Here is a 22631-nt window from a genome sequence, read left to right as displayed (position 1 = left end):
TCCCGGCATGGCGGGGCGCGAACCACCGGCCCTCGCGGCGGACGAGGAGGCGCTGCGGCAACGGACGCGTGCGCGTGCTGGCCTTGCGCTGGCCGCGTTGGCCGTGTGCGTGGCGCTTGTCGTGGGCATGGCGCTCTTCGTGCTGCGCGAGATCGAGGAGCTGTCCCGCGCCAATTCTGACAACCTCCAATGGAGCCTCGCACAGACGGACGTGGAGTTCCTGCGGTTCCAGCTTGCGCTCGAACATGCGCAGGTCGATCCGGCGACGCTGGCCCAGGTGCGACAGCGCTTCGACATCTTCTACAGCCGTGTGTCGACGCTGGAACGTGGTGAAGTCTACCGCGAGATGCGGGACAATCCCGCCTTCGACGAAGCGCGCGCCCGGATCGGCGGGTTCCTCGATCGCACGGTCACGCTGATCGACGGGCCGGACCAAGACCTGCGCGCGGCGCTTCCCGTCCTCTCGGACGAGGCGGCGGCGCTGTTCCCGCAGGTGCGGGGCCTGTCTTTGGCCGGGCTGACGACCTTTGCCGAGCTGTCGGATCAACGGCGCGAGCATTTGCTGAACGGCCTTGTCCTGCTGGCGGTGGTCCTGGCCGCGGTCTTTGCCGGGCTGATCCTGCTGGCCTACTTCCTCTACCGGCTCTACCGGCTGGCAGAGTACCGCGCCGAAGAGGTGCAGCGGGCCGGAGAACGGATGCGGACGATCGTCGAAACCTCGCCCGAGGCCATCGTGGTCACCGACGGCACCGGCACGATCCGCGAGTTCAATCCACAGGCGCAGTCAATCTTTGGCTATTCCCGCGACGAGGCGCGGCATCGTAACGCCATCGACCTGATCTTTCCGCCGGAGGACGCCGCGCGGCTGCGCGCCGGGCTGTTGTCCTTTGTCGAGACCGGCACGACGCCTGACGCCGCGAGCGGCCATTTCGAGGCGACCGCCATGGCCCGGGACGGGCGGCGGTTCCCGGGTGAGTTCGCCATCGCCCGCGCGGAATCCGGGCCGTTGCTGATCACCTACGTGCGCGACATCTCGCGCCGGAAGGCGGCCGAGGAGGGGCTGACCGAGGCGCGCGATCGCGCACTGGCAGGGGAGCGCGCCAAGGCCGAGTTCCTCGCGGTGATGAGCCACGAGATGCGGACACCGCTGAACGGCATGCTGGGATCGATGCAGCTTTTCCGGGACCACACCCTGACCGAGAAGCAGACCGAGTTGCTCGACCGCATGGACAGCTCGGGCCGGCTGCTGCTGGGGCTGGTGAACGACGTGCTTGAACTGTCGAAGTTCGAGGCCGGCAAGATGACGGCCGAGCGACGGCCGTTCTCTGTCCCGCGATTGCTTGACGGGGTGATCGAGACCGCCGCACCCATGGCCGCTGCGGCGCAGACCGCTCTTGGCTGGCAATGGGTCGGCGCGCCCTGCGACACTGCGGTCGGGGATTCCCGGCGCCTGCGGCAGGTGCTGCTGAACCTCGTCGGCAACGCCGTGAAGTTCACGCGCAACGGAGAGGTGGACGTGGAGGTCGAAGCGCTCGGCGATGGCACGCATCTCGAGTTTCGCGTCATCGACACGGGCATCGGCATTTCGGCCGGGGACCTCGACCGCATCTTCCGCGACTTCGAGACGCTCGATTCCTCCTATGCCCGCCAAGCCGGCGGCACCGGGCTGGGCCTTGGCATCGCGCAGAGACTGACCCGGCTGATGGGGGGTGATATCGGCGTCGAAAGCGAACCCGGAGAGGGATCGCTTTTCTGGGTCCGGGTGCCAGTGCTGGGCGTGGAGGCGACCGTTCCGAGCCCCAGCCAAGGCACCCCGACAGACGCCGGACCTGTGCGCCCGCTCGACTTGTTGCTGGTCGAGGACAACGAGGTGAACCGCTATGTCGCCCGCCAGATGCTCGAGGCCGAGGGCCACCGGGTCACCGAGGCCGTCAACGGCCAGGCCGGGGTGGAATGGGCCGAGAGCCACCGTTTCGATGCAATCCTGATGGATGTCTCGATGCCGGTCATGGACGGGCCCGAGGCCACGCGCCGCATCCGGTCCGGTCAGGGGCCCTCGGCCGACCGCCCGATCATCGCGGTGACCGCCCATGCCCTGCCGGAAGAGGTCGAGGGGTTCCGAACCGCCGGAATGGACCGCTGCATAAGCAAGCCCGTGGACCGGGCAGAGCTGATCGCCACCCTGGCCGAGATTGCGGGAGGCGGGATCGAGGGTGCAAGCATTGCTGATCCCGCGGCACACGCCCGGTCCGGCCTTGTTGACTATGGGCATCTCGCCGTGCTGTGGCAGGGCCTGCCGTCCGAGCGCCGTGGCGAGGTCTTTGATCGCTTCCTGGTCGAGGTGGATCAGGCCATCGCGGACCTGTCCACGTCTGCGCCGGACAGCGACGGCCTTGTCGCGCGCGTCCACGCCTGCGCCGGGAACTGCGGCACCTTCGGCGCCACGGCGCTGCGCGAGGAGCTTGCGCGGCTCGAAACCGCGGCCAAGCGGGGGCAGGAGATTTCGCGCGGCGAGCTTACGGCACTCGCGCCGCTCTGGGCCGACAGCCGCGCCGCACTTCTGGAGTGGCGGGCGGCAGCCTGACTGCCGCTGCTCAGGGGATCAGTGCCACTGCCCCGACCAAGCCCAGGACACGCCCGACCTCGGCGATATTCGTAATCCCGCTATCGTAGCAGGCGATCGAATCCCCCGGCAGCAGGTAGGGGTCGTAATCGTCGCGGTCGGCCCGCGCGCGCATCAGTTCGACCTTGCGTTCGATCACCACCGACACGTCCGTCATTGGGTTGCGCGAGAACAGCGCGGCCGATCTGTCCGCACTCGACGCCCGCGCGCCGCCGACGCAATTGGCGTCGACCACCGCCTGCATGAAACGCGTGCCGTAAGGAATCTCGCGCACCGTCTGGCCGATGGCCGAGGGGGCGTTGCCTGAGGCCGGTTGCGTCAGGTTCGACAGGTAGAGAGAGATGCCGGGCGGGCTGATCGGGCTGGGCGCCATCAGCTCGTCCTGGAAACACTGGCGGGTCGGCACGTGCACCTCGTCGCCGGTGATCAGCATGATGTCGTCGAAGCTTTCACCGCGCAGCACGCCGCGCAGGTCGAGCGTGTGGTTACGCCCGGCCCGTGTCAGGCGCACGGCCGACAGGTCGGCATCGGGACGGATGCCGCCTGCGCTGCGCAGCGCGACGGACAGGTTGCGCCCCTCGGTCGAAGCGCCGAGCGCGGCCTGCCGCCGGTCATCCACCTGGTCGCCCTGCACCCCGCCGATGTCCATCGGCCGGGGTTCGAACACGGCGCCAGACACGGCCACGCGCACGGGCGCGAAATCCTTGATCAGCAGCGACGTCGCCGGTTCGGACGCGTAATAGCCGCCCGCGACCAGCGCCCGCCGGATGTCGGCGGCGACCTGGTCGGGCGTACGGCCGGCCGCCGGAACCGGGGCCAGGAAAGGGAGCTTCAGCGTCCCGTCACGCGATACCACGTAGTCGTCGGAAAAGGTCTCGTCCTCGGGCAGGCGGAAATCGACGAGGTCGCCGCGCGACAGAAGCTCGCCGCGCAGTTCGTAGGCGGCGCGGGACAGGTACTTGCCGCCATCCATCTCGCCGCCGATGGCGGGGCGGCACTTGGCCGCGTTCATGCCGGGCGCGCGGAGCAGGCTCGCGGCGTCGCGGCTCACCTCCATGTCGCGGTACTGCGCCTGGTAGGCGCCGCCGCTCGACACGGGCTCAAGGTTCGCGGCCTGCTGCGGGGCCGAACAAGCCGCCATCGCGGCCAGCGTCAGAAGGCTGACGCCATGTCTCGATCTGATCCGGGCCAAGGGGCTGCTCCTGCACCTCTTCTGGTTTGAGGCACAGGCTAACCGCTCGGGCCGTGGGGCGTCCATCTCGGCGCGCGGATCGGGGGGCCATCCGAACGGATAGGTTCCTCGACCGTTGCGCCGCTGCACTGTCCGGTCGCGCTGAAGCGCCGCGATCCGGCCCCTGTTATCCAGTTGGGGCGCCCACTTTCCCCTTGCCCCAAGGGCGCACAAAGCCGGAGTGACCGTCATGACGCCAGTCAGCCGTTCGGGCCAGTTCGCCCGCCACCTGATCGCCTACAGCCTGTCCGAAGCGACGGCCAAGGCATCGCGGCTGCTGGTTGTCGTGGCGGTCGCCCGCACCATGGACGCCGCCAGTATCGGGGTCGCTGCGGCGGCGCTGGCGGCGTCCGACATCCTCAAGGCTCTGACCGAGAACGGCGCGGGCCAGCGCATCATCGCCGCGCGGGACAAAGACCTTGCCGCGACCTGCCGCACCGCCCGTCGCATCTTTACCGCCTGGTGCCTCGGTCTCTTCGCGCTGCAGATTGCCGTCGGTGCGGCGATCTGGGCGATGACCGGCGATGCGGTCGTCTTCGGCCTGATCGCGATCCTTGCCGGGGAATACCTCTTCATGCCCGGCGGCCTCGTGCAATGTGCCCTGGCAATGCGTGCCGGCAAGATGCGCCAGACCGCCGCCATTTCTGCCGGGCAGGTCGTGGGGGCAAATGCCGCGACCGCCGTTCTGGCCCTTGTCATGCCGGGCCCGCTGGCGCTGGTTCTGCCACGCCTGATGGCCGCGCCGATCTGGCTGGTCGCCATGCGCCGCCTGCATCCCTGGCGCATCGACCGTCGGGTGCCTCCCGCGCCGCTGCGCCCCTTCGTCGGCTATGGCCTGCCGGTGCTGGGGGTCGAGGTCGTGAAGGCGATGCGCCTGCAGGCCGACAAGCTTGTCGTCGGCGTTCTCATGGGGCCCGAGGCGCTTGGCCTCTACTTCATGGCATTCAACGCCGGCCTGGGGCTGGCCAATTCCTTTTCCCAGGCATTTTCGGTCGCGCTGTTTCCGCATCTCTGCTCGGCCCGGGATCGCGGCCGGGACCTGCGCCGCGCGCTTGGCCTGAGCATCGGCGTCATCGCCCCCGTCGTCGTGCTGCAGGCGCTGGCCGCGCCGGTCTACGTGCCGTTCCTCTTCGGGACGGAATGGGGCGACATGTCCACCATTGTGGCTATCCTCTGCCTCGCTGCGATCCCCGGCGTGATCTGGTCCGCCGCCGCGCAGTGGCTGCGCGCCGAGGGGCGACCGCAGCGCGAACTGGCCGTAACGCTGGGCGTCACGGTGGCCCTGATCGCGAACACCGTCCTGATGGCGCCTTTCGGCCTGACGGCGCTGGCCTGGGGCTACCTCGCCGTGGCCACGGTCACGCAGCTGGCCGGGGCCCTGCCAATCCTTGCTGCCGCCTTTGCCACCCCATCCCCGAGGAGCGCCTGACATGTCGACCTTTTCCATCGTCATCCCCTGCCTGAACGCCATCGCCACCCTGGGCGAGACGCTGGACAGCCTGCTGACCCAGACCGACCGGGACTGGGAGGCCCTGGTGGTCGACGACGGGTCCACCGACGGAAGCTGGGCGCTGGCCGCGACCTATGCCGCGCAGGACCCGCGTATCCGCCCGATGCGCAATCCCGGCCGCGGCCCAAGTGCCGCGCGCAACCTCGTCATCGCCGAGGGGCGCGGCGACATCATCGCCTTCTGCGATGCCGACGACCTTTGGGCGCCGGAAAAGCTGACCCGGATGCGCCGCGCCTTTGCCGACACCCGGGCCGATGCGGTCTTTGCGCGGATCGCATTTTTCGACGGCCGGGGCACGCGCACTGTGTCGACGGTTCCGGGGGGCGACCTGACCGTGCCGATGCTGATGGGCGAAAACCCGGTCTGCACCATGTCGAACCTCGCCATCCGTCGCGAGGTCTTCGTCGCCTCGGGCGGGCTCGATACGACGATGGTTCACAACGAGGACCTCGAATACCTGATCCGCCTGGCCGCCACCGGCTATCGCATTCGCGGTCTGGACGAGACGCTGGTCTACTACCGCACCTCTCCGACCGGCCTGTCGTCGAACCTCGACGCGATGCGCCGGGGACGGTCGGCTGCACTGGCCACCGCCGCGCGCCACGGCTTTGCGCCCGATGCCCGGGCCGAGGCGATCCACTTGCGTTACCTTGCCCGTCGCGCCCTGCGCACCGACGCTCCCGCGCACGAGGCGCTGCGCCTTGCTTTCGGCGGAGCGATGACGAGTCCCAGCGGCTTCTTTTCCGACCTAAAGCGGGGCGGCCTGACGCTGGCCTGCGCCGCTGCCGCGCCCCTGATGCCGCGCCGCCTGCGACGCGCCCTCTTTTCGCACTGACCCCGGAGACAGTTCCATGCCCAAGGCCACCATCGTCGTTCCCGCCTACAACGTCGCCGCGACCATTGGGGACACCCTGCGCAGTCTGCTGGCCCAGACCTTCGCCGATTTCGAGATCGTCGTCGTCGATGACGGGTCCGGAGACCGCACGCTCGCGGTCGTCCGCTCTTTCGGTGACAGCCGCATTCGCATCGTCCAACAACCGAACCGTGGTCTTGCCGGGGCGCGAAACACCGGCATCCACGCGGCGCGGGGCGACTACGTCGGCTTCTGCGACAGCGACGACCTCTGGCGCCCCACCAAGCTTGCGACCCATGTCGCCCATCTCGCCGCCAACCCCCAGGTGGGGCTCAGCTACTCCGGCTCGGAACTGATCGACGCCGACGGCCGCCCCATGGGCCTGGCGCAGTCGCCGCGCCTGACCGGTATCACCGCCGCACACGTCTTTCGCCGAAACCCTGTCGGAAACGGGTCGGCGGCCGTCATGCGCCGCGCGGCGCTTGATGCCATCGCGTTCCGACCCGAGGGAGAGGCGGCGCGCGACTGGTGGTTCGACGAACGCTTCCGCCAGTCCGAGGATATCGAATGCTGGCTACGCCTTGCCCTGACCACCGATTGGGAAATCGAGGGCGTTCCGGGCCTGTTGACCCGCTACCGCATCGTGCCCGGCGGGCTGTCTGCCGGGATCGACCGGCAGTATGGCGCGTGGCAGACGATGGTCGACAAGCTTTCGGACACTGCCCCTGCCTTCATGGCGCGCGAATTGCCCGCCGCGCGGGCGTTCCAGAACCGCTACCTCGCGCGCCGTGCCGTGAGTTCGGGCGACGCGCGGCAGGCCGTCCGCAGGCTCCGCGCAGCCTGGGCCAGCTCGCCCCGCGCGATGCTGTCGGAACCGCTCAAGACCGCGACCACCTGCGCCGCCACAGTCGTGCTTGCCGCCTTTGGTGCGGGGGCCCTCAGTGCCATCGCACAACGCACAGGCCGCCGCGCTGCCTGACCCGAAAGGAGAAGACCATGATCCGCATCGCCCATCTCGTCGACGACACCACCCCCGGCGGCGTCACCCGCTACCTCGACTTCATCCGGCAGGACCCCGGCATGACGGTGACCGCGCGGCACGAGGTCGCCGTGGTTTCGCGCGTCAACCCGGCGCGCCGTGCCGTCGACGCGGACATCATCGTGTCGCACCTTGGGCTCAGCTGGCGCGGCCTGCCCGGCCTGATGGCGCTGCGCGCGCGCCATGCCGGCATCCCGCTGATCCATGTCGAGCACAGCTATTCCGAGGGCTTCGTCGCCGCCAATGTCACCGCGCGGGGTCGATTTTGCCAGTTGTTGCGCACCGCCTATTCGCTGTTCGACGAGGTCGTCGCGGTGAGCGAGGCACAGAAGGACTGGCTCCAGCGGCGCGACCTCGTCGCGGCAGATGCCCTGCGGTGCATCCCTCCCTGCGTCGACCTTGCGCCGTTTCGGGCCGTGCCGCCGCCGCCGGACGGAGTGACGACAATCGGTGCGATCGGGCGTTTTGACGCGCAGAAGGGGTTCGACATCCTGATCCGTGCGTTCCGGCAGGTAGACGATGCCGCCCTGCGCCTCGTCCTCATCGGACAGGGTCAGGCCGAGACGACGCTGCGCAACCTTGCCGATGGCGATGATCGCATCCGGTTCCCCGGATTCACGGACAGCCCGGCGCAGGCCTACGGGGATTGCGACGTGATCGCGATGCCGTCCCGGTGGGAGCCCTATGGTCTCGTCGCCCTCGAGGCAAATGCCGCCGGGCGCCCGGTCCTGATGTCGTCCGTGGATGGCCTCCGGAATCAGGTCGACCGCGGCAACGTCGTGGTGGCCGAGAACACCGCTGTCGCCTGGGCAGGCGCCATCCGCGCCCTGGCCGCCAGCCCGATCACGAGACCGTCCGTCGAGAGGGCGCAGTCGCAGGCCAAGCAGACCAGCCGTGCCTGGGCCGACCTGGTGGCGAAATGCACTGCGAAGGGACTGGATGCATCTGCCAGGCTCCGAACCGCAAGTTGATGCGTCGTCCGACGTGGGGCGCGACCTTTCGGTTTCGGTCCCCGCTTTCTGCGCGGCACCGGTTGCCGGTCGAACGCATGAGGTCCGGAGCCGGGGTCACCGTTTGACATGTCGAGCGGTCGCGCGCGGCTGCGGCCTCGAAGGGCGGCCATGGCCGGTGTCACGTGCCGGGTGTCAGCGCGGTATGCTTCATGGGCCGACGATAGACAAGCAGGCGGTTGCCGGCTGGCATGTCATGCACCGGCTCGACGACAAATCCCTGCGCCGAGGCCGCCGCGTCCACGGCCTCGCGATCGCGCAGGCCCCAGTCCGGATTCCGTTTGCGCAGATCGGCGTCGAAAGCGACGTTCCCTGGCCCCGTGAAGCCGCCTGCCTCGTTGAAAGCCGTAGATCAAAAGGAGCCCAACGGACACGAGACGCGCAGCAGCGCCTTTTATAAGCCCAATCGTCGCCGCCCAAGCAGAGACGTGAGTCAGGTTGGCGACGAACACCGCATCCACAAGCTCCCCGGGCCAGGGCGGCCGGGCGGCGTCGATGAGCACCGGAGGCGGAACCCGGTCGGAGAGATCGGGGCAGAGTGCCCGCCAATCCTCGATGGCGGCGAGGCCTTCGGCGGTCGCCTCGCTCGACATCCAGACCAACTACGGCAGTGACCGGGCCATCCACAGGGCATGTTCGCCAGACCCCGAGGCGACTTCGAGCACTGTGCAACTCCGGACAGGCAGCAGGTCCGCAAGCACATCGCGGATCGGCTCCCGGTTGCGCGCCGTCGCAGGCGCGTGCCTGAGGCCGGAATACAGCGCCGCGGTCGCAGCGGGATCGGCGAGGAGGTCTTCGGGGACAGACAATTGCACACCGAACGTAGCAACAAGTTCACCTGGAAGCACTTACCTCGGATGCGTTCCAGTCGTAGGAAAGGGCGGCAAGCCGACATTCGCTGCTTTCTGCTCCAATGGCAGCAATGCGGAGAACCTCCACATATTGGCACATTGATCGCGCCGGACCGGTGGGCTCCGGAGGGCGGTTGCTGGCAAGTGCAGGACTCGCTTTCCCGCTTGCTGATGTTCCCGCGGGATCAGGGGGTATCGGCGGGCAGGGGCAAGCTGGCCACCGACGAAGAGATCGCGTGAGTGCGGCGCTGAGGGGCCGCGGTGACTCAGATGCTCTCCGGCGTGACGATCTCGAACGGGATGACCTTTTGGATCGTCTTGTCCGAACTCTTGTTCCCCGCCACCTCGACCATCGTCTCGATCAAGGCCGCTGACGTCGGTTCCAACGGATGGCAGAGCGCGGCGGTGACGATGCCCTCGGACAGGCCCTTGCGGGTCTCGGGGCCGATGTCGCGACAGATCACCTTGATCCCGCGACGGCGCTCGGCCGGGACTTCGCGCAAGGCGCGCAGGATGCCGGAGATGCCGCCGCCGACGATCAGGATCCCGGCGAGATCATCTCCGGTCGCCAGCAATTCCTTTACCATCCTGTAGGCCTCGTTGGCCTCCTCCTTGGTCGGGCGGCTTTCCTCGACGACAAGGTGGGGGGCGTGTTCCCGGATGTAGGACCGCAGGCTGGCGTCGGCGACGTCCTGGCACTGGTAGCGGTGGTTGCCGAGGAAGACCGCCACTCGGCCCGGATTGGGTGTCATCTGTGAGATGAACCAGGCGGCGGTGCGGCCGAGCTTCCAGTTGTCGGTGCCGACATAGGCCGCACGTTCCGGTGCAGACTGGTCGGTGATGTAGGTGACGACGGGCTTGCCCTTGTCGCGCAGTTCACGGATCGCGTGGCTGATCAGCGGATGGTCGGCCGCAATGATCGCCACGGCATCGCAGGCCTCACCCAGTGCACGCAGGCGCATGGCGATGTTGGCCGGTTCGAGAAGGTCCACGAAGTCGACAAGACAGGTGACCTTCTCGTCGCGTCGCGCGGCGGCGGCCTCGCGGATCTTCTCGGCGAAGATGCGGTAGATTTCGCGGCTGGACTGCTGCAGGAGGAAACCGAAGCGATATTGCGGCTGGGCCCTTTCCCGATGTGCGCTGATCGCTCCCGACCCATAGAAGCCGATTCGTTCGGCGGCGTCCTGCACCAGCCTGATCGTCGCCGGGCGGACGTTCGTTGCTCCTGCCAGAATGCGATTTACCGTCGAGACGCTGACCCCGGATTCTCGGGCAAGGTCCGATATTGTCGCCCTTTTTCCCATCCTCGGCCTCCACCCGTGTCTCATCCTGATATGAGATGAAATGATATTATAATATCAAAAAATAGCAAAGGCAATTCCCATGACGGCATGTACTGGGCTACGGCAGAGGTCACTCGGATGCCGGAGGAGCGGCTCGATCCGGGTCGGAAGGATCAGGGAGGACAACTCGATGAACACGAAATCACGCACTGCGCGCGGGCTGCTTGTCAGCGCAGCATTTGCATTTGCCGCCGGACCAGCCTTTGCGGCCGACATCTTCGTCATTGGCGGCAAGCCGGACGATCCGTTCTGGTCGATCGTCAAGCGCGGCGCCGAGGATGCCGGCATCGTCGCCGAGGCCCAGGGTGGATCAGTCACCTGGCTGGGGCCACAGAACTACGACAACCTGGGCGTCGACGCGGCCGAGCTCATCCGCCAGGCCATCGACCAGGGTGCGGACGCCATCGTCGGCCCCGACTGGGTGCCCGAGGCGATGGACCCGGCCTTCGAGGCCGTCGTGGCCGCCGGTATTCCGCTGGTCATCTACAACGCCGGTGGCATGGCCGCCGCGGACAAGCTGGGCGCGATGAACTACGTCGGCTCGGACGACTACAAGGCCGGTGCGGCCGGCGGTGAGTACCTGGCCGGGCTGGGCAACACTAACGGGGTCTGCATCAACACCCTGCCGGGTGCGGCCAACGTCGAAAATTTCTGCAAGGGTTTTGTCGACGGCATCACGAAGGCCGGCGGCGAGGGATCGGTCCTGCCGCTGCCCGCGACCTCGTTCGGCTCCGCCACGGCGGTGGCCCAGGCCGTCCGCGCGCACCTGCTCCAGAACCCGCAGATCAACGCCGTCTTCACCGTCGGCAACGTCGACTCGAACTCGGCCGTGTCGGGCATCCAGCAGGCCGGCAAGGCCGGGCAGGTCGCCGTCTGCGGCATCAACTTCGACGAGACGATCCTCCAGAACATCAAGGACGGCAAGATGGCCTGCGCCATCGACCAGCAGGGCTACCATCAGGGGTTCCTCGCCGTGTCGATCCTGAACGGCTACGTGAACTACGGCCTGACCGTCCCGACCCGCGAAATCCTGACGGGCCCGGGCATCATCAACAGCGACAACGTCGAGGCCACCATGGCCGGCGTCGCCGAAGGCACCCGCTAAGTCACCACTCGCGGACCTGTCGGAGCGCCGGGTTGTTCGGCGCTCCGGCCCCCGGCCGTCTTCCCGATCCAGTTCGGCGCGGCGCAACTCAAGAACCGGAAGTGGGGTAGCTCCATGAACACGGTCACGGAAACATCGCCATCGAGAAAGCCCGGGGACCGCGATGGGTTCGTCGCGGCGGCGGGGCGGCTGACGCGGCGGCCCGAGGCCGGGTCGCTGCTGGGCCTCGTCGTAGTCTTCGTCTTCTTCTGGATGGTCTCGGGCGCGATCTTCGTTTCGCCCGCGGGGTTCGCGAGCTGGCTCAACGTGGCGGCCGAGATTGGTATCGTCGCGCTGCCCATCGGGCTCCTGATGATCGCGGGCGAACTCGACCTCTCGGTCGGCGCGGTCATCCCGGCGTCTTCGCTGACTTTGGCGATCGCCTCGGGTCACTACGGGCTTTCCGAACCTGTCGGCATCGCGCTGGCCCTGGGCTTCGGCCTGCTGATTGGCGCCTTGAACGGCTGGCTTGTGCTCAAGACGCGGGTGCCCTCGCTGATCGTGACCATCGGCACGATGTTCGCGGTCATGGGCCTCACGCTCGGGATGTCGGTGCTGCTGACCGGCTCGACCTCGACCAACATCGTGCCCGCACCGTTCTGGAAAAGCCTCTTCGGCAGCTTCGTCGGCGGCATGTTCCAGGTCACCATCTTCTGGTGGGGGGCGTTCGTCGTGATCATCGGGTTCGCGCTGCACCTCGCTCCGGTCGGTAACTGGATCTACGCCCTCGGCGGGGACAAGGTTTCGGCGCGCAACGCCGGGATCCCGACCGAGAAACTGACCATCTGGTTGTTCATGCTCTCTGGCTTCTGCGCCGCCTTCGTCGGCGTCAGCCAGGCGATGGTCTACCAGTCGGCACAGGTCGCCGGCGGACAGTCCTTCATCTTCAACTCGATCATGTGCGTGGTCATCGGCGGGGTCCTCCTGACCGGAGGCTTCGGGTCGGTCGTCGGCATCGTCCTCGGCACAGTCACCTTCGCGATGGTGAACCAGGGCATCTACTTCACCGGCTTCGACCCGAACTACGGCTCGGTGATCATCGGTGCGCTCCTGCTTGCGGCGGTCCTGATGAACGACGTCTTCCGCAAGATGGCCTTGTCCAACCCGAAGAAAGGCTAAGGACATGATACATCCCCAGACACTCGGAAATCTTGTCCGGCGGCCTGAAACCGGAGCCCTCCTGAGCCTGATCGCGGTCGCGCTGTTCTTCGTGATCTTCGGCAATGCCGACCTGGGCAAGTTCATGGGGGCGGCCAGCTGGGTCAACTTCGCGGCCAATCTCGGCATCGTGGCGATCCCGCTGGGCATGCTGATGATCGCCGGAGAGCTCGACATCTCGATCGGCGCCATGATCCCGGCGGGCTCCATGTCCATCGCAATCGTCTCGGGCTACTACGAGCTGCCGATCCTCGTCGGCATGATCGTGGCCCTCGGCCTCGGCGTCCTGGTCGGGCTGGTGAACGGTTTGCTGGCGACCCGGACCACGGTGCCGTCGCTCATCATCACGCTGGCGACGCTGGTCGCGATGCAGGGCGTCGTACTCTCGGCCTCGGTCCTGTTGACCGGCAACGCCTCGGTGGCCCTGACCGCGCCGGACTGGGCCAAGGCGATCTTCGGACGGTACATCGGCGGCTCCTACCAGGTCATCATCCTGTGGTGGCTGGTCTTCACCGCCATCTACTGGTTCTTCATGCACAAGTCCCGCTTCGGAAACTGGGTCTACGCGCTCGGCGGCGACAAGATCAGCGCGCGCAACGCAGGCATCCCGACTGACCGGCTGCGCATCGGGCTCTTCATCCTTTCGGCCACCTCGGCGAGCTTCGTGGGGATGTGCGGCGCGATCCTGTTCAACTCCGCGCAGGTTTCGGGTGGCATGAACTACATCTTCAACGCCGTCGTCGCGGTCGTGGTCGGAGGCGTACTCCTGACCGGTGGCTTCGGGTCGATCATCGGCATCTTCATCGGCACCCTGACCTTCGCCGTGGTGAGCCAGGGCATCTACTTCACCGACATCGACCGCAACTGGTCGTCCCTGATCATCGGCGTGATGCTGCTGGCCGCCGTCGTGATGAACAACGCCTTCCGCGAGCTCGCCATGAGTGCCGCAACCAGGAAGAAGGGCTGAGCACATGTCTGACAAAGCACCTGTTCTCGAACTCAGAAACGTCGACAAGAGCTTCGGGCCGATCGACGTGCTGCACGAAATCTCTCTGAAGGTTCGGGAGGGCGAAGTTCTCTGCCTCCTGGGCGACAACGGCGCAGGCAAGTCGACGCTGATCCGGACCTTGGCAGGCGTGCACAAGCCGACCCGGGGCGAGATCCTGATGGACGGCAAACCGGTCAACTTCGACCGGCCCAAGGACGCACAGGACATGGGCATCGCCACTGTGCACCAGTTCGGCGGAACTTTCCCGCTGATGTCCATTGGACGCTCGTTCTTCGTGGGTGTCGAGCCGACAAAGGGGTGGGGACCATTCAAGGTATACGACCGCAAGACCGCGAACGAGATCGCGGTGAAGGCGGTGCGCGATTTCGGCATCACCCGGATCGAGGATGGCGACCGGCTGGTCGGCGGCCTCTCCGGCGGCGAACGGCAGTCACTCGCAATTGCCCGCGCCGTTCATTTCGGGGCGCGTGTCCTGATCCTGGACGAACCTACCGCAGCGCTCGGGGTCAAGCAGGCCGCGCACGTCCTGCGCATCGTGAACGAGGCCAAGCGGCGCGGTCTGGCAGTGATCTTCATCACCCACCAGGTGATGCACGCCATGGCGGTCGGGGACCATTTCGCGGTGCTGATCCGTGGCGCCGTCGCAGCCGATTTCCGGAAGGGCGAGAAAAGCCGCGAGGAGATCGCCGACCTGATGGCCGGCGGCGAGTCGATGGCCGATCTGGAGGCGAGCATCGAGGGGTTCATTGAATCCCACGACGGCCACGCACCGAACGCGGCGCCCGCCGAATAGCAGTTCCTCCCCGCGCGCGCCGGCTTTCGGGCTGGCGCGCGCACCAGAAACGACAACCCGAGGCACGCCGAGATGAAGATCGCACTCGACCCGTTCATGCACCGTCACCTGTCGCTCGAAGAGCTCCCCGGCAAGGTCAAGGAGCTCGGCTACGACTGGATCGAGCTCAGCCCGCGCGGCGACTTCCTGGAATGGTTCAAGGCGCCCCGGGTGTTCCCCGAGCGCGTGAAGACCTTCAGAAAGGCGCTGAAGGACGCCGATGTCGGTATTGCAACCTTGCTGCCTATGTACCGCTGGGCCTCCAACGACGAGGAAGAGCGCAAGGCCGCCGTCCGCCACTGGAAGCGCGCCATCGAGATCGCGGTCGAAATGGAGGTGGACACCATGAACTCCGAGTTCGGCCGTGGTCCGCATCCCGACAAGGGGACCTGCTACTGCTGCCACACAGGCAGCATGATCGAGGCCTGCGAGGACGCCTGGTGGCGCTCGATGGAGGAACTCGTGCCGATCTTCGAGCGCGAGGGCATCACGCTGCACATCGAGCCGCACCCCGAGGACTGGGTCGAGACGCTTCAGCCCTCCGTCGACCTGATCCGGACGGTGAACTCGAAGAACGTGAAGTTCCTCTATTGCTGCCCGCACACCTTCTACTTCGGCGACGACGTGGTCGCGATGCTGCGCGAATGCGCCGACGTGCTGGCGCATGTCCACATCGCAGACACGTTCAACCACAAGGCCAGTTCGGGACTGCGCTACATCATCAATCCGCCGGGCAGCCAGGCGCGGGTGCACCAGCACCTGAACATCGGTCAGGGCGAGGTCCCCTGGGAAGACCTCTACCGCACGCTCGCCGAGATCGGCTTTGACGGGATCATGACTGCCTGCGTCTTCGCCTGGGAAGAGAAGGCGGACGAGAGCGGCAAGTTCATGCGCGCCGAGATGCAGCGCTACGTCGACAAGTATTTCAAGTGAGGACGCTGATATGGCTCTGAAAGTTGGTGTTATCGGCACGGGTATGATCGGTCAGGATCACATCCGTCGCCTCACGAAGGTGCTCTACGGCGCCGAGATCAAAGGCGTCACGGACATCGACCTCGACCGCGCCCGGGCCGCTGCGCCGGAGGGGGCGGAGGTTTTTGACACCCCCAAGGCGCTGATCGCCTCGGACCATGTGCAGGCGGTGGTGATCTGCTCCTGGGGGCCCGCGCACGAGGAGCAGCTTCTCGACTGCATCGCAGCCGGAAAGCCGGTCTTCTGCGAGAAGCCGATGGTCACGACCGAGGCCGCCGCGCTGAAGGTGATCGAGGCGGAGACCGCCTTTGGCCGCCGCCTCGTGCAGGTCGGCTTCATGCGCCGGTTCGACGGCGATTACCGGCGGCTGAAGCGGGTGATCGACGGCGGCAGCCTCGGCGCGCCGCTGATGTACCACTCGGTCCACCGCAACGCCTCCGTGCCGGAGGGGCTCTATACCTCGGACATGCCGCTGAACGACACAATGGTCCACGACGCGGACATCTCGCGCTGGCTGCTCTCGGACGAGGTGGCCGCCGTCGAAGTTCGACTGCCGCGCCGCTCGGGCCGCGGCAATGACTTGCGCGACCCGACCATCGTGCTGCTGCACATGACGGGCGGGGCGATCGTCGATGTCGAGATCAGCGTCAACGTGGCCTACGGCTACGACATCCGGGGCGAGGTTTCCTGCGAGATGGGGATTGCCGCGCTGCCGAACCGGCCCGCGACGGTCATAAGTGACCAGCACGGTATCCGGCAGGCCATCCCCGAGGATTGGCGGGAACGCTTCATCGACGCCTACGACCAGGAGTTTCGGGAATGGATCGTCGCGGCGGGGCAGGGCACTGCCACCGGGCCGAGCGCCTGGGACGGCTATGCCGCCACGCTGGTCTCCGATGCCGCCCTACGCGCCGTCGCCAGCGGTGAGCGTGAAGCGGTCGCGATGATCGAGAAACCCGCACTTTACAGCGAGCCGACCGCCATCGCGGCCGAATGAACGAGAGAGAAAGATGAAACTGTCCATCTGCACGGACGTGATGGGGGCCCTCCCTTTCACCGACATGCTCGACAAATGCGTCGACCTGGGCGTCGAGGGGATCGAGATGACCGGCGGGGGCTGGTCACCCGCGCCGCATTTCCGGGCCGAGGACCTCCTCGCGGACAAGGGGCTGCTGAAGCGCAGGCTGAAGGAGATCGAGGCGCGGGGGCTGGAGATCGCAGCGCTCAACTGCTCGGCCAACCCCCTGGATCCCGGCCCGATGGGCCGCAGGCACCGCAAGGAGATGGAAGAGACTTTCACCCTCGCTGGCGAGATCGGCGTGACCAAGATCGTCACCATGTCCGGCCTGCCCGAGGCGGCACCGGGCGACATGGTCCCGAACTGGCTGGTCTACACCAAGTCCTGGCCCGACGAGATGCCCGAACGCGACCGCTACCAGTGGGAGGACCGCGCGTTCCCGTTCTGGAACGGACTGGTCGCCCACGCGAAGAGCGTCGGCGTCGAGAAGATCGCGCTCGAGAACTTCAGCGCGATGCTGGTCTGGAATCCCGAGACGCTGTTCCGCCTGCGCGACGAGGTGGGCGAGATGGTGGGCATGAACCTCGACCCGAGCCATCTCTTCTGGAAGGGGGCCTGCCCGATCGCGGTGGCCCGCGCCCTCGGCCCGGCGATCCACCACGTTCACGGCAAGGACACCCGTATCGAGCGCGGCATGGCCGACGTGAACGGCCTGCTGGAACTGCGCGAGGTGACCGACGTCGCGAACCGCGCGTGGAACTATGTCGCGGTCGGGGCAGGGCACGACCTGCAATGGTGGAAGGAGTTCTTCTCGGTCGTCGGCATGATGGGCTACGACGGCTGGGTTTCGCTGGAGATGGAGGATTTCACCATGTCCACCGAAGCGGGAATCCGCTCTTCCATCGACGCGCTCCAGGCGACGATCATCCGGTGAGGGCGGTTCAGGTGTACAAGTTCATTATCACGATCGACCTGCAACCCGGCACCCGCGACGCGATCCTCGCGCGGGCCCCGGCCGCGCAGGCGGCGACGCGCGCCGAGCCGGGCTGCATCGCCTACGACTTCTACACCTGCACCGACAACCCGGACCGGCTGGTCTTCGTCGAGACCTGGGCCGACCGGGCGGCGCATGATTTCCACATGGAGCAGGCGCACCCCAAGGATTTCATCGCCTTCCACGAACAGTTCCACGAGCGGCTGATCCTCGAAACCATCGACCCGGCGGTGCCGCGATGAACATCCGCGCCACCATAGCCTGCGGGCCGACCTGCTGGGGCGTCGACGACGCCTCCTGGCCGAACCTGCCTGTTTGGGAGCGGGTGCTGGACGAAACCGCCGAGGCCGGGCTGGGCGGCCTTGAGCTGGGCCCCTACGGCTACTTCCCGCTGGACCTGGAGATCACCGGCAAGGCGCTGGCCGACCGGGGCCTGTGCATCGTCGCCGGTACGATCTTCGCCGATCTCGTGTCTCCCGCGAACCGGGAGGCGCTGCTGCACCAGGCCGACGAGATCTGCGACTTCATCACCGCGTTGCCGCAGCCCGAGACCCATGCGGGTCAGCGCTACAGTGCGCCCTACCTGACGGTCATGGACTTCGGCCATCCAGAGCGTGACGTGACCGCCGGTCATTCCGACCACGCCCCGCGTCTCGATGACGGGCAATGGGCCGGCATGTTGGGCAACATCCGCGCCATAGCCGAGCTCGCACGGGATCGGTACGCGGTGCGCGCCACGATCCATCCCCATGCCGGGGGCTACATCGAGTTCGCCGACGACATCGCCCGGCTGGTGCGGGACATCGACGCCGACACCGCCGGGCTCTGCCTCGACACCGGCCATTTGACCTATGCCGGGATGGACCCCGCCGCGGTACTGGAGCGCTACTGGGACAGGGTGGACTACATCCATTTCAAGGACATCGACTTCGACGTCTACGGCCAGGTCATGTCGCGGCCGATGCTCTTCTTCGAAGCCTGCGCCAATGGCGTCATGTGCCCGATCGGGCATGGCGGCATCGACTATGACGCCATCCACGACCTGCTGAGCCGCAAGGGCTACGGCGGTTACATCACCATCGAACAGGACCGCGACCCCAGCGATGCCGGGGCGACACTGGGCGACCTGATCGCCAGCCGCGACTTCCTGCGTCAATCCGGTTTCTGAGGGACCACGCCATGCAGAAGAAACTCGACCTCATCACAATCGGCCGGTCCAGCGTCGATCTCTACGGCGACCAGGTCGGCGGGCGGCTCGAGGACATGGGCTCTTTTTCGAAATATATCGGCGGGTCTCCGACCAACATCGCTGCCGGAACCGCGCGGCTGGGTCTGAAATCGGCTCTGATCTCGCGCGTCGGGGACGAGCACATGGGCCGGTTCATCCGCGAGGAACTGGCGCGCGAGGGTGTTGAGACGGCGGGCGTGGTGACCGATCCGGAGCGGCTGACCGCGTTGGTGATCCTCGGGATCCGCGACGAGGACCAGTTCCCGCTGATCTTCTACCGGGAGAACTGCGCCGACATGGCGCTCTGCGAGGATGACATCGACCCGGACTTCGTGACCTCCGCCCGCGCGGTGGTGGCGACCGGCACTCACCTGTCGCACCCCCGGACCGAGGCGGCGGTGCTCAAGGCTCTGCACCTCGCGCGCGGGGCTGGCATCAGGACGGCGCTGGACATCGACTACCGCCCCAACCTCTGGGGCGTGGCCGGACACGGAGAGGGCGAGAGCAGGTTCGTAGCGTCGGATAAGGTGACGGAGAAGCTCCTGTCGACGCTGCATCTCTTCGACCTGATCGTCGGCACGGAAGAGGAATTCCACATCGCCGGGGGCACGACGGATACGCTCGCCGCGCTGCGCCGGGTGCGCGAGGTTTCGGAGGCCACGCTCGTCTGCAAGCGCGGAGCGCTCGGTGCGGTTGCATTCGAAGACGCAATTCCGGAAAGCCTCGACGCGGGTCACAGCGGGCAGGGCTTTCCGATCGAGGTTTTCAATGTCTTGGGCGCGGGTGACGGTTTCATATCGGGGCTGCTGAAGGGCTGGCTCGACGGAGAGGACTGGCCGACTGCCCTCAAGTACGCCAACGCCTGCGGGGCCTTCGCGGTCAGCCGTCATGGCTGCGCGCCGGCCTATCCCACGTGGGAGGAGCTGCGGTTCTTTCTCGGGCGTGGCATGACGCGGCCCGACCTGCGAAACGATGCCGAACTCGAGCAGGTCCATTGGGCCACGACCCGCAAGGGCGACTGGTCCAGCCTGCGCACCTTCGCCTTCGACCACCGGATGCAGCTCGAAGAGATGCCGGGCTACACGCTGGAACGGGGCGGTGCGTTCAAGGAACTCTGCCTGCAGGCCGCCCTGAAGGTCCAGGCCGGGCAGGCGGGCTATGGCATCCTGACCGACAACCGCATCGGCCGCGCGGCACTTCACGCGGCCAGCGGCTCAGGCCTCTGGATCGGGCGGCCGACCGAGCTGCCCGGGTCCCGCCCGATCGTATTCGAGCCGGAGCTGGGTCCGGACCTTGGCCAGTTTCGCGAATGGGCACGAGAGAACGTGGTGAAGCTCCTGGTCTTCTGCCACCCGGACGACGATGCGGCGACGCGTGAGTTGCAGGAGGAGAGGGTCAAGCGCCTCGTCACCGCCGCGCGGCGCAACGGGCTGGAATTCCTGCTCGAGGTGATCCCCTCCAAGGTCGGACCGGTGGACGACACGACGACCGCGACACTGATCCAGCAGTTCTACGACATAGGGGTCTACCCCGACTGGTGGAAGCTTGAGCCGTTCAAGACGGAGGCGGCCTGGCAGAACGCGGTGCAGGCCATCGAGCGCAACGATCCCCGGACGCGCGGGATCGTGGTGCTGGGCCTCGACGCCCCCGAGGCCGAGTTGGCCGCGAGCTTCGCGCTGGCGGCGAAACAGCCGCTGGTGAAGGGCTTCGCCGTCGGGCGGACGATCTTTGGCGATGCCGCGCGGGCATGGATGAAGGGCGAGATGAGTGACGCGGCGGCGGTGGAGCAGATGGCCGAGCGCTTCGCCCGGCTCTGCGGGATCTGGGACAAGGCCCGGGCCGGGGCGCTGGCGGCGGCCTGAGACGTTGGCGCTGCCTCCGTCGCGCCGGGGGCGCGACTCCCCCGCAGTATTTTGGGAACGATGAAGGGCAAATCCCTTCGGAAAATGGGACGAGACAGATGGGCACGATCCGGCTGACCGCTGCGCAGGCGATGATGAAGTGGCTCTCGGTTCAGATGACCGACGAGAACGAGCGCTTCATCGACGGGATGTGGGCGATCTTCGGCCACGGCAACGTGGCGGGGATCGGCGAGGCATTGCACAGATACCGGGATGTCTTCCCGACATGGCGTGGGCAGAATGAACAGACCATGGCCCATGCCGCCATCGCCTTCGCCAAGGGCGCGAAGCGGCGGCGGGCGATGGCGGTGACCTCCTCCATCGGTCCGGGCTCGACGAACCTTGTCACAGCGGCAGCTCTGGCACATGTGAACCGGCTGCCATTGCTGATCGTGGCGGGGGACGTCTTTGCGACCCGCCGTCCCGATCCCGTGCTGCAGCAGGTCGAGGATTTCGACGACGGGACAGTTTCGGCCAACGACTGCCTCCGGCCGGTCAGCCGGTACTTCGACCGCATCAGTCGCCCCGAGCATCTTCTGACGGCGCTGCCACGGGCGCTGCGGGTCATGACCGATCCGGCGAATTGCGGCCCGGCGGTGCTGGCCTTCTGCCAGGACGTGCAGGCCGAGGCCTACGACTACCCCGAGGCCTTCTTCGAGCCGCGCATCTGGCACATTCGCCGCCCGCGCCCCGATGCCGGAGAACTGGCGCGCGTGGCGGGTCTGATCCGGTCAGCCGAGAATCCGGTCCTGATCGCCGGCGGCGGCGTGATCTACTCCGGCGCAGAAAAGACGCTCGCGGACTTCGCCAGCAGGCACAACATCCCGGTGGCCGAAACCCAGGCCGGAAAATCGGCGCTGGCGCAGGCGCATCCGATGAACTTCGGAGCTTCCGGCGTCGATGGCTCCGCTGCCGCCAACGCGGTGTCGGCCGGCGCCGACCTCGTCATCGGGGTTGGCACCCGCATGCAGGATTTCACCACCGGCTCCCGGACCATGTTCGCCGAGGGGGCGCAGTTGGTCTCGATCAATATTCATGGCTACGACGCGGCCAAGCACGGGGCCGAGAGCCTCGTCGCGGATGCGCGTGAGGCGCTCGATGCGCTCGGTGCCGAGCTCGGCGACTACAGGGCAGGGGCATCCGATCCGACGGCGCGGACCGATTGGCTGCGTGCGGTGGATGCCTATTGCGCCAGGCCGGACGACCAGGCCGCGCCGCCGACGGATGGCCAGGTGATCGGCGCCGTGCAGCGGGCGACGGGCGAGGATGCCATCGCGATGTGCGCCGCCGGGACCATGCCCGGCGCTCTCAAGCTGCTGTGGCAGCCGTCGGAGGGCGGATATCACATGGAATACGGCTATTCCTGCATGGGGTACGAGGTGGCAGGCGCCATGGGCCTGAAACTCGCCCGCCCCGACCGCGAGGTGATCTGCTTCGTCGGTGACGGCAGCTACATGATGGCCAATTCCGAACTGGCCACCGCCGTCATGCGGCGCATCCCCTTCACCGTGGTCCTGACCGACAACCGGGGCTACGGCTGCATCAACCGGCTTCAGACCATGGGCTGTGGCGGGGAGCCGTTCAACAACATGTATGTCGACTGTAATGTCGAGGTGCAGCCCGAGATCGACTATGTCGCCCATGCCGCCGCCATGGGGGCGCATGCGGTGAAGGCCGCGGGCACGGATGCACTGGAGGCCGAACTCGCCGCGGCGCGCAGCAGGGACATTCCGACGGTGATCGTGATCGAGACCACCGCCAGAAATTTTCCGGGCACCGGGCTCGAGACCAGCGCCGGTGAACACGGCTTCTTCTGGGACGTGGCGGTGCCCGAGGTGTCGGACCGCCAGAAGCAGCGCGACCGGCACGCCGAGTACCTCGGACAGATCGCCCGGGCGCGGCAGGTCAACTGAAA

Annotated in this window: 19 protein-coding genes and 2 pseudogenes; 16 read left to right on the top strand and 5 right to left on the bottom strand. The window is 67.1% G+C overall.

From position 1 onward, the window contains the following. Positions 1–7 precede the first annotated feature (7 nt). Complete coding sequence (locus ACE2AC_RS09225; protein WP_375691799.1) at positions 8–2584, top strand: ATP-binding protein; 2577 nt, start codon at positions 8–10, stop codon at positions 2582–2584. Positions 2585–2594: 10 nt separating this feature from the next. Here ACE2AC_RS09225 and ACE2AC_RS09220 read toward each other — a convergent pair whose 3' ends face one another. Further along, positions 2595–3764 carry a polysaccharide biosynthesis/export family protein gene (locus ACE2AC_RS09220; protein WP_375691798.1) on the bottom strand — a complete coding sequence of 390 codons (1170 nt, stop codon included), beginning with the start codon at positions 3762–3764 and terminating at the stop codon, positions 2595–2597. 280 nt (positions 3765–4044) lie between these two features. Here ACE2AC_RS09220 and ACE2AC_RS09215 point away from each other — a divergent pair, with 280 nt between their 5' ends. Genes ACE2AC_RS09215 through ACE2AC_RS09200 form a run of 4 tightly spaced genes read left to right on the top strand, consistent with a single transcriptional unit; the run spans position 4045 to position 8227 of the window. Further along, entirely contained in the window at positions 4045–5283 is a 1239-nt protein-coding gene (locus ACE2AC_RS09215) for an oligosaccharide flippase family protein (protein ID WP_375691797.1), read from the top strand. Position 5284: 1 nt separating this feature from the next. Next, positions 5285–6199, top strand: coding sequence for a glycosyltransferase family 2 protein (locus tag ACE2AC_RS09210; RefSeq protein ID WP_375691796.1), 915 nt, complete (start codon positions 5285–5287; stop codon positions 6197–6199). A gap of 16 nt (positions 6200–6215) precedes the next feature. Further along, positions 6216–7196 (top strand): glycosyltransferase family 2 protein, encoded by a 981-nt coding sequence (locus tag ACE2AC_RS09205; RefSeq protein ID WP_375691795.1) that lies wholly within the window; start codon positions 6216–6218, stop codon positions 7194–7196. Positions 7197–7213: 17 nt separating this feature from the next. Next, complete coding sequence (locus tag ACE2AC_RS09200) at positions 7214–8227, top strand: glycosyltransferase family 4 protein (protein ID WP_375691794.1); 1014 nt, start codon at positions 7214–7216, stop codon at positions 8225–8227. 160 nt (positions 8228–8387) lie between these two features. Here ACE2AC_RS09200 and ACE2AC_RS09195 read toward each other — a convergent pair whose 3' ends face one another. The 4 genes and pseudogenes from ACE2AC_RS09195 to ACE2AC_RS09180 form a co-directional block, all read right to left on the bottom strand. After that, positions 8388–8555 (bottom strand): DUF938 domain-containing protein, encoded by a 168-nt coding sequence (locus ACE2AC_RS09195; protein WP_375692085.1) that lies wholly within the window; start codon positions 8553–8555, stop codon positions 8388–8390. Between the two features lie 115 nt (positions 8556–8670). Continuing rightward, positions 8671–8967, bottom strand: a pseudogene (locus tag ACE2AC_RS09190) (DUF938 domain-containing protein); the annotation flags it as partial. Positions 8968–9383: 416 nt separating this feature from the next. Beyond that, positions 9384–10307 (bottom strand): substrate-binding domain-containing protein, encoded by a 924-nt coding sequence (locus ACE2AC_RS09185; RefSeq protein WP_375692084.1) that lies wholly within the window; start codon positions 10305–10307, stop codon positions 9384–9386. A gap of 27 nt (positions 10308–10334) precedes the next feature. After that, positions 10335–10421, bottom strand: a pseudogene (locus ACE2AC_RS09180) (winged helix-turn-helix transcriptional regulator); the annotation flags it as partial. 169 nt (positions 10422–10590) lie between these two features. Here ACE2AC_RS09180 and ACE2AC_RS09175 point away from each other — a divergent pair. The 11 genes from ACE2AC_RS09175 (at position 10591) to iolD (ending at position 22629) form a co-directional block, all read left to right on the top strand. Next, positions 10591–11565: a sugar ABC transporter substrate-binding protein gene (locus tag ACE2AC_RS09175; RefSeq protein WP_375691793.1), complete on the top strand. Its 975-nt coding sequence runs from the start codon at positions 10591–10593 to the stop codon at positions 11563–11565. Positions 11566–11679: 114 nt separating this feature from the next. Continuing rightward, a complete protein-coding gene (locus ACE2AC_RS09170; RefSeq protein ID WP_375691792.1) occupies positions 11680–12723 on the top strand; it encodes an ABC transporter permease in 1044 nt (347 codons plus the stop codon). Positions 12724–12727: 4 nt separating this feature from the next. Next, positions 12728–13729: an ABC transporter permease gene (locus tag ACE2AC_RS09165; protein WP_375691791.1), complete on the top strand. Its 1002-nt coding sequence runs from the start codon at positions 12728–12730 to the stop codon at positions 13727–13729. Positions 13730–13733: 4 nt separating this feature from the next. Beyond that, on the top strand, positions 13734–14564 hold the full coding sequence (locus ACE2AC_RS09160) for an ATP-binding cassette domain-containing protein (protein WP_375691790.1): 831 nt from the start codon (positions 13734–13736) through the stop codon (positions 14562–14564). A gap of 72 nt (positions 14565–14636) precedes the next feature. Then, positions 14637–15536 (top strand): sugar phosphate isomerase/epimerase family protein, encoded by a 900-nt coding sequence (locus ACE2AC_RS09155; protein ID WP_375691789.1) that lies wholly within the window; start codon positions 14637–14639, stop codon positions 15534–15536. Positions 15537–15579: 43 nt separating this feature from the next. Further along, entirely contained in the window at positions 15580–16572 is a 993-nt protein-coding gene (locus ACE2AC_RS09150) for a Gfo/Idh/MocA family oxidoreductase (RefSeq protein ID WP_375691788.1), read from the top strand. A gap of 13 nt (positions 16573–16585) precedes the next feature. Beyond that, entirely contained in the window at positions 16586–17527 is a 942-nt protein-coding gene (locus tag ACE2AC_RS09145) for a sugar phosphate isomerase/epimerase family protein (protein WP_375691787.1), read from the top strand. An 11-nt stretch (positions 17528–17538) separates the two neighbouring features. After that, positions 17539–17829 (top strand): putative quinol monooxygenase, encoded by a 291-nt coding sequence (locus tag ACE2AC_RS09140; protein ID WP_375691786.1) that lies wholly within the window; start codon positions 17539–17541, stop codon positions 17827–17829. After that, the gene (locus ACE2AC_RS09135) at positions 17826–18755 is read left to right on the top strand and encodes a TIM barrel protein (protein ID WP_375691785.1); all 930 of its coding nucleotides are present in this window, start codon (positions 17826–17828) and stop codon (positions 18753–18755) included. Before ACE2AC_RS09140 ends, ACE2AC_RS09135 begins: the two co-directional genes overlap by 4 nt. A gap of 11 nt (positions 18756–18766) precedes the next feature. Next, a complete protein-coding gene (gene iolC, locus ACE2AC_RS09130; protein ID WP_375691784.1) occupies positions 18767–20677 on the top strand; it encodes a 5-dehydro-2-deoxygluconokinase in 1911 nt (636 codons plus the stop codon). A 98-nt stretch (positions 20678–20775) separates the two neighbouring features. Further along, complete coding sequence (iolD, locus tag ACE2AC_RS09125) at positions 20776–22629, top strand: 3D-(3,5/4)-trihydroxycyclohexane-1,2-dione acylhydrolase (decyclizing) (RefSeq protein ID WP_375691783.1); 1854 nt, start codon at positions 20776–20778, stop codon at positions 22627–22629. The last annotated feature ends 2 nt before the right edge of the window (positions 22630–22631 follow it).

The sequence above is a fragment of the Pseudooceanicola sp. LIPI14-2-Ac024 genome (genome assembly GCF_042188925.1).
Lineage (GTDB): Bacteria > Pseudomonadota > Alphaproteobacteria > Rhodobacterales > Rhodobacteraceae > Pseudooceanicola.
This window is presented reverse-complemented; position numbering and strand designations above follow the sequence as displayed.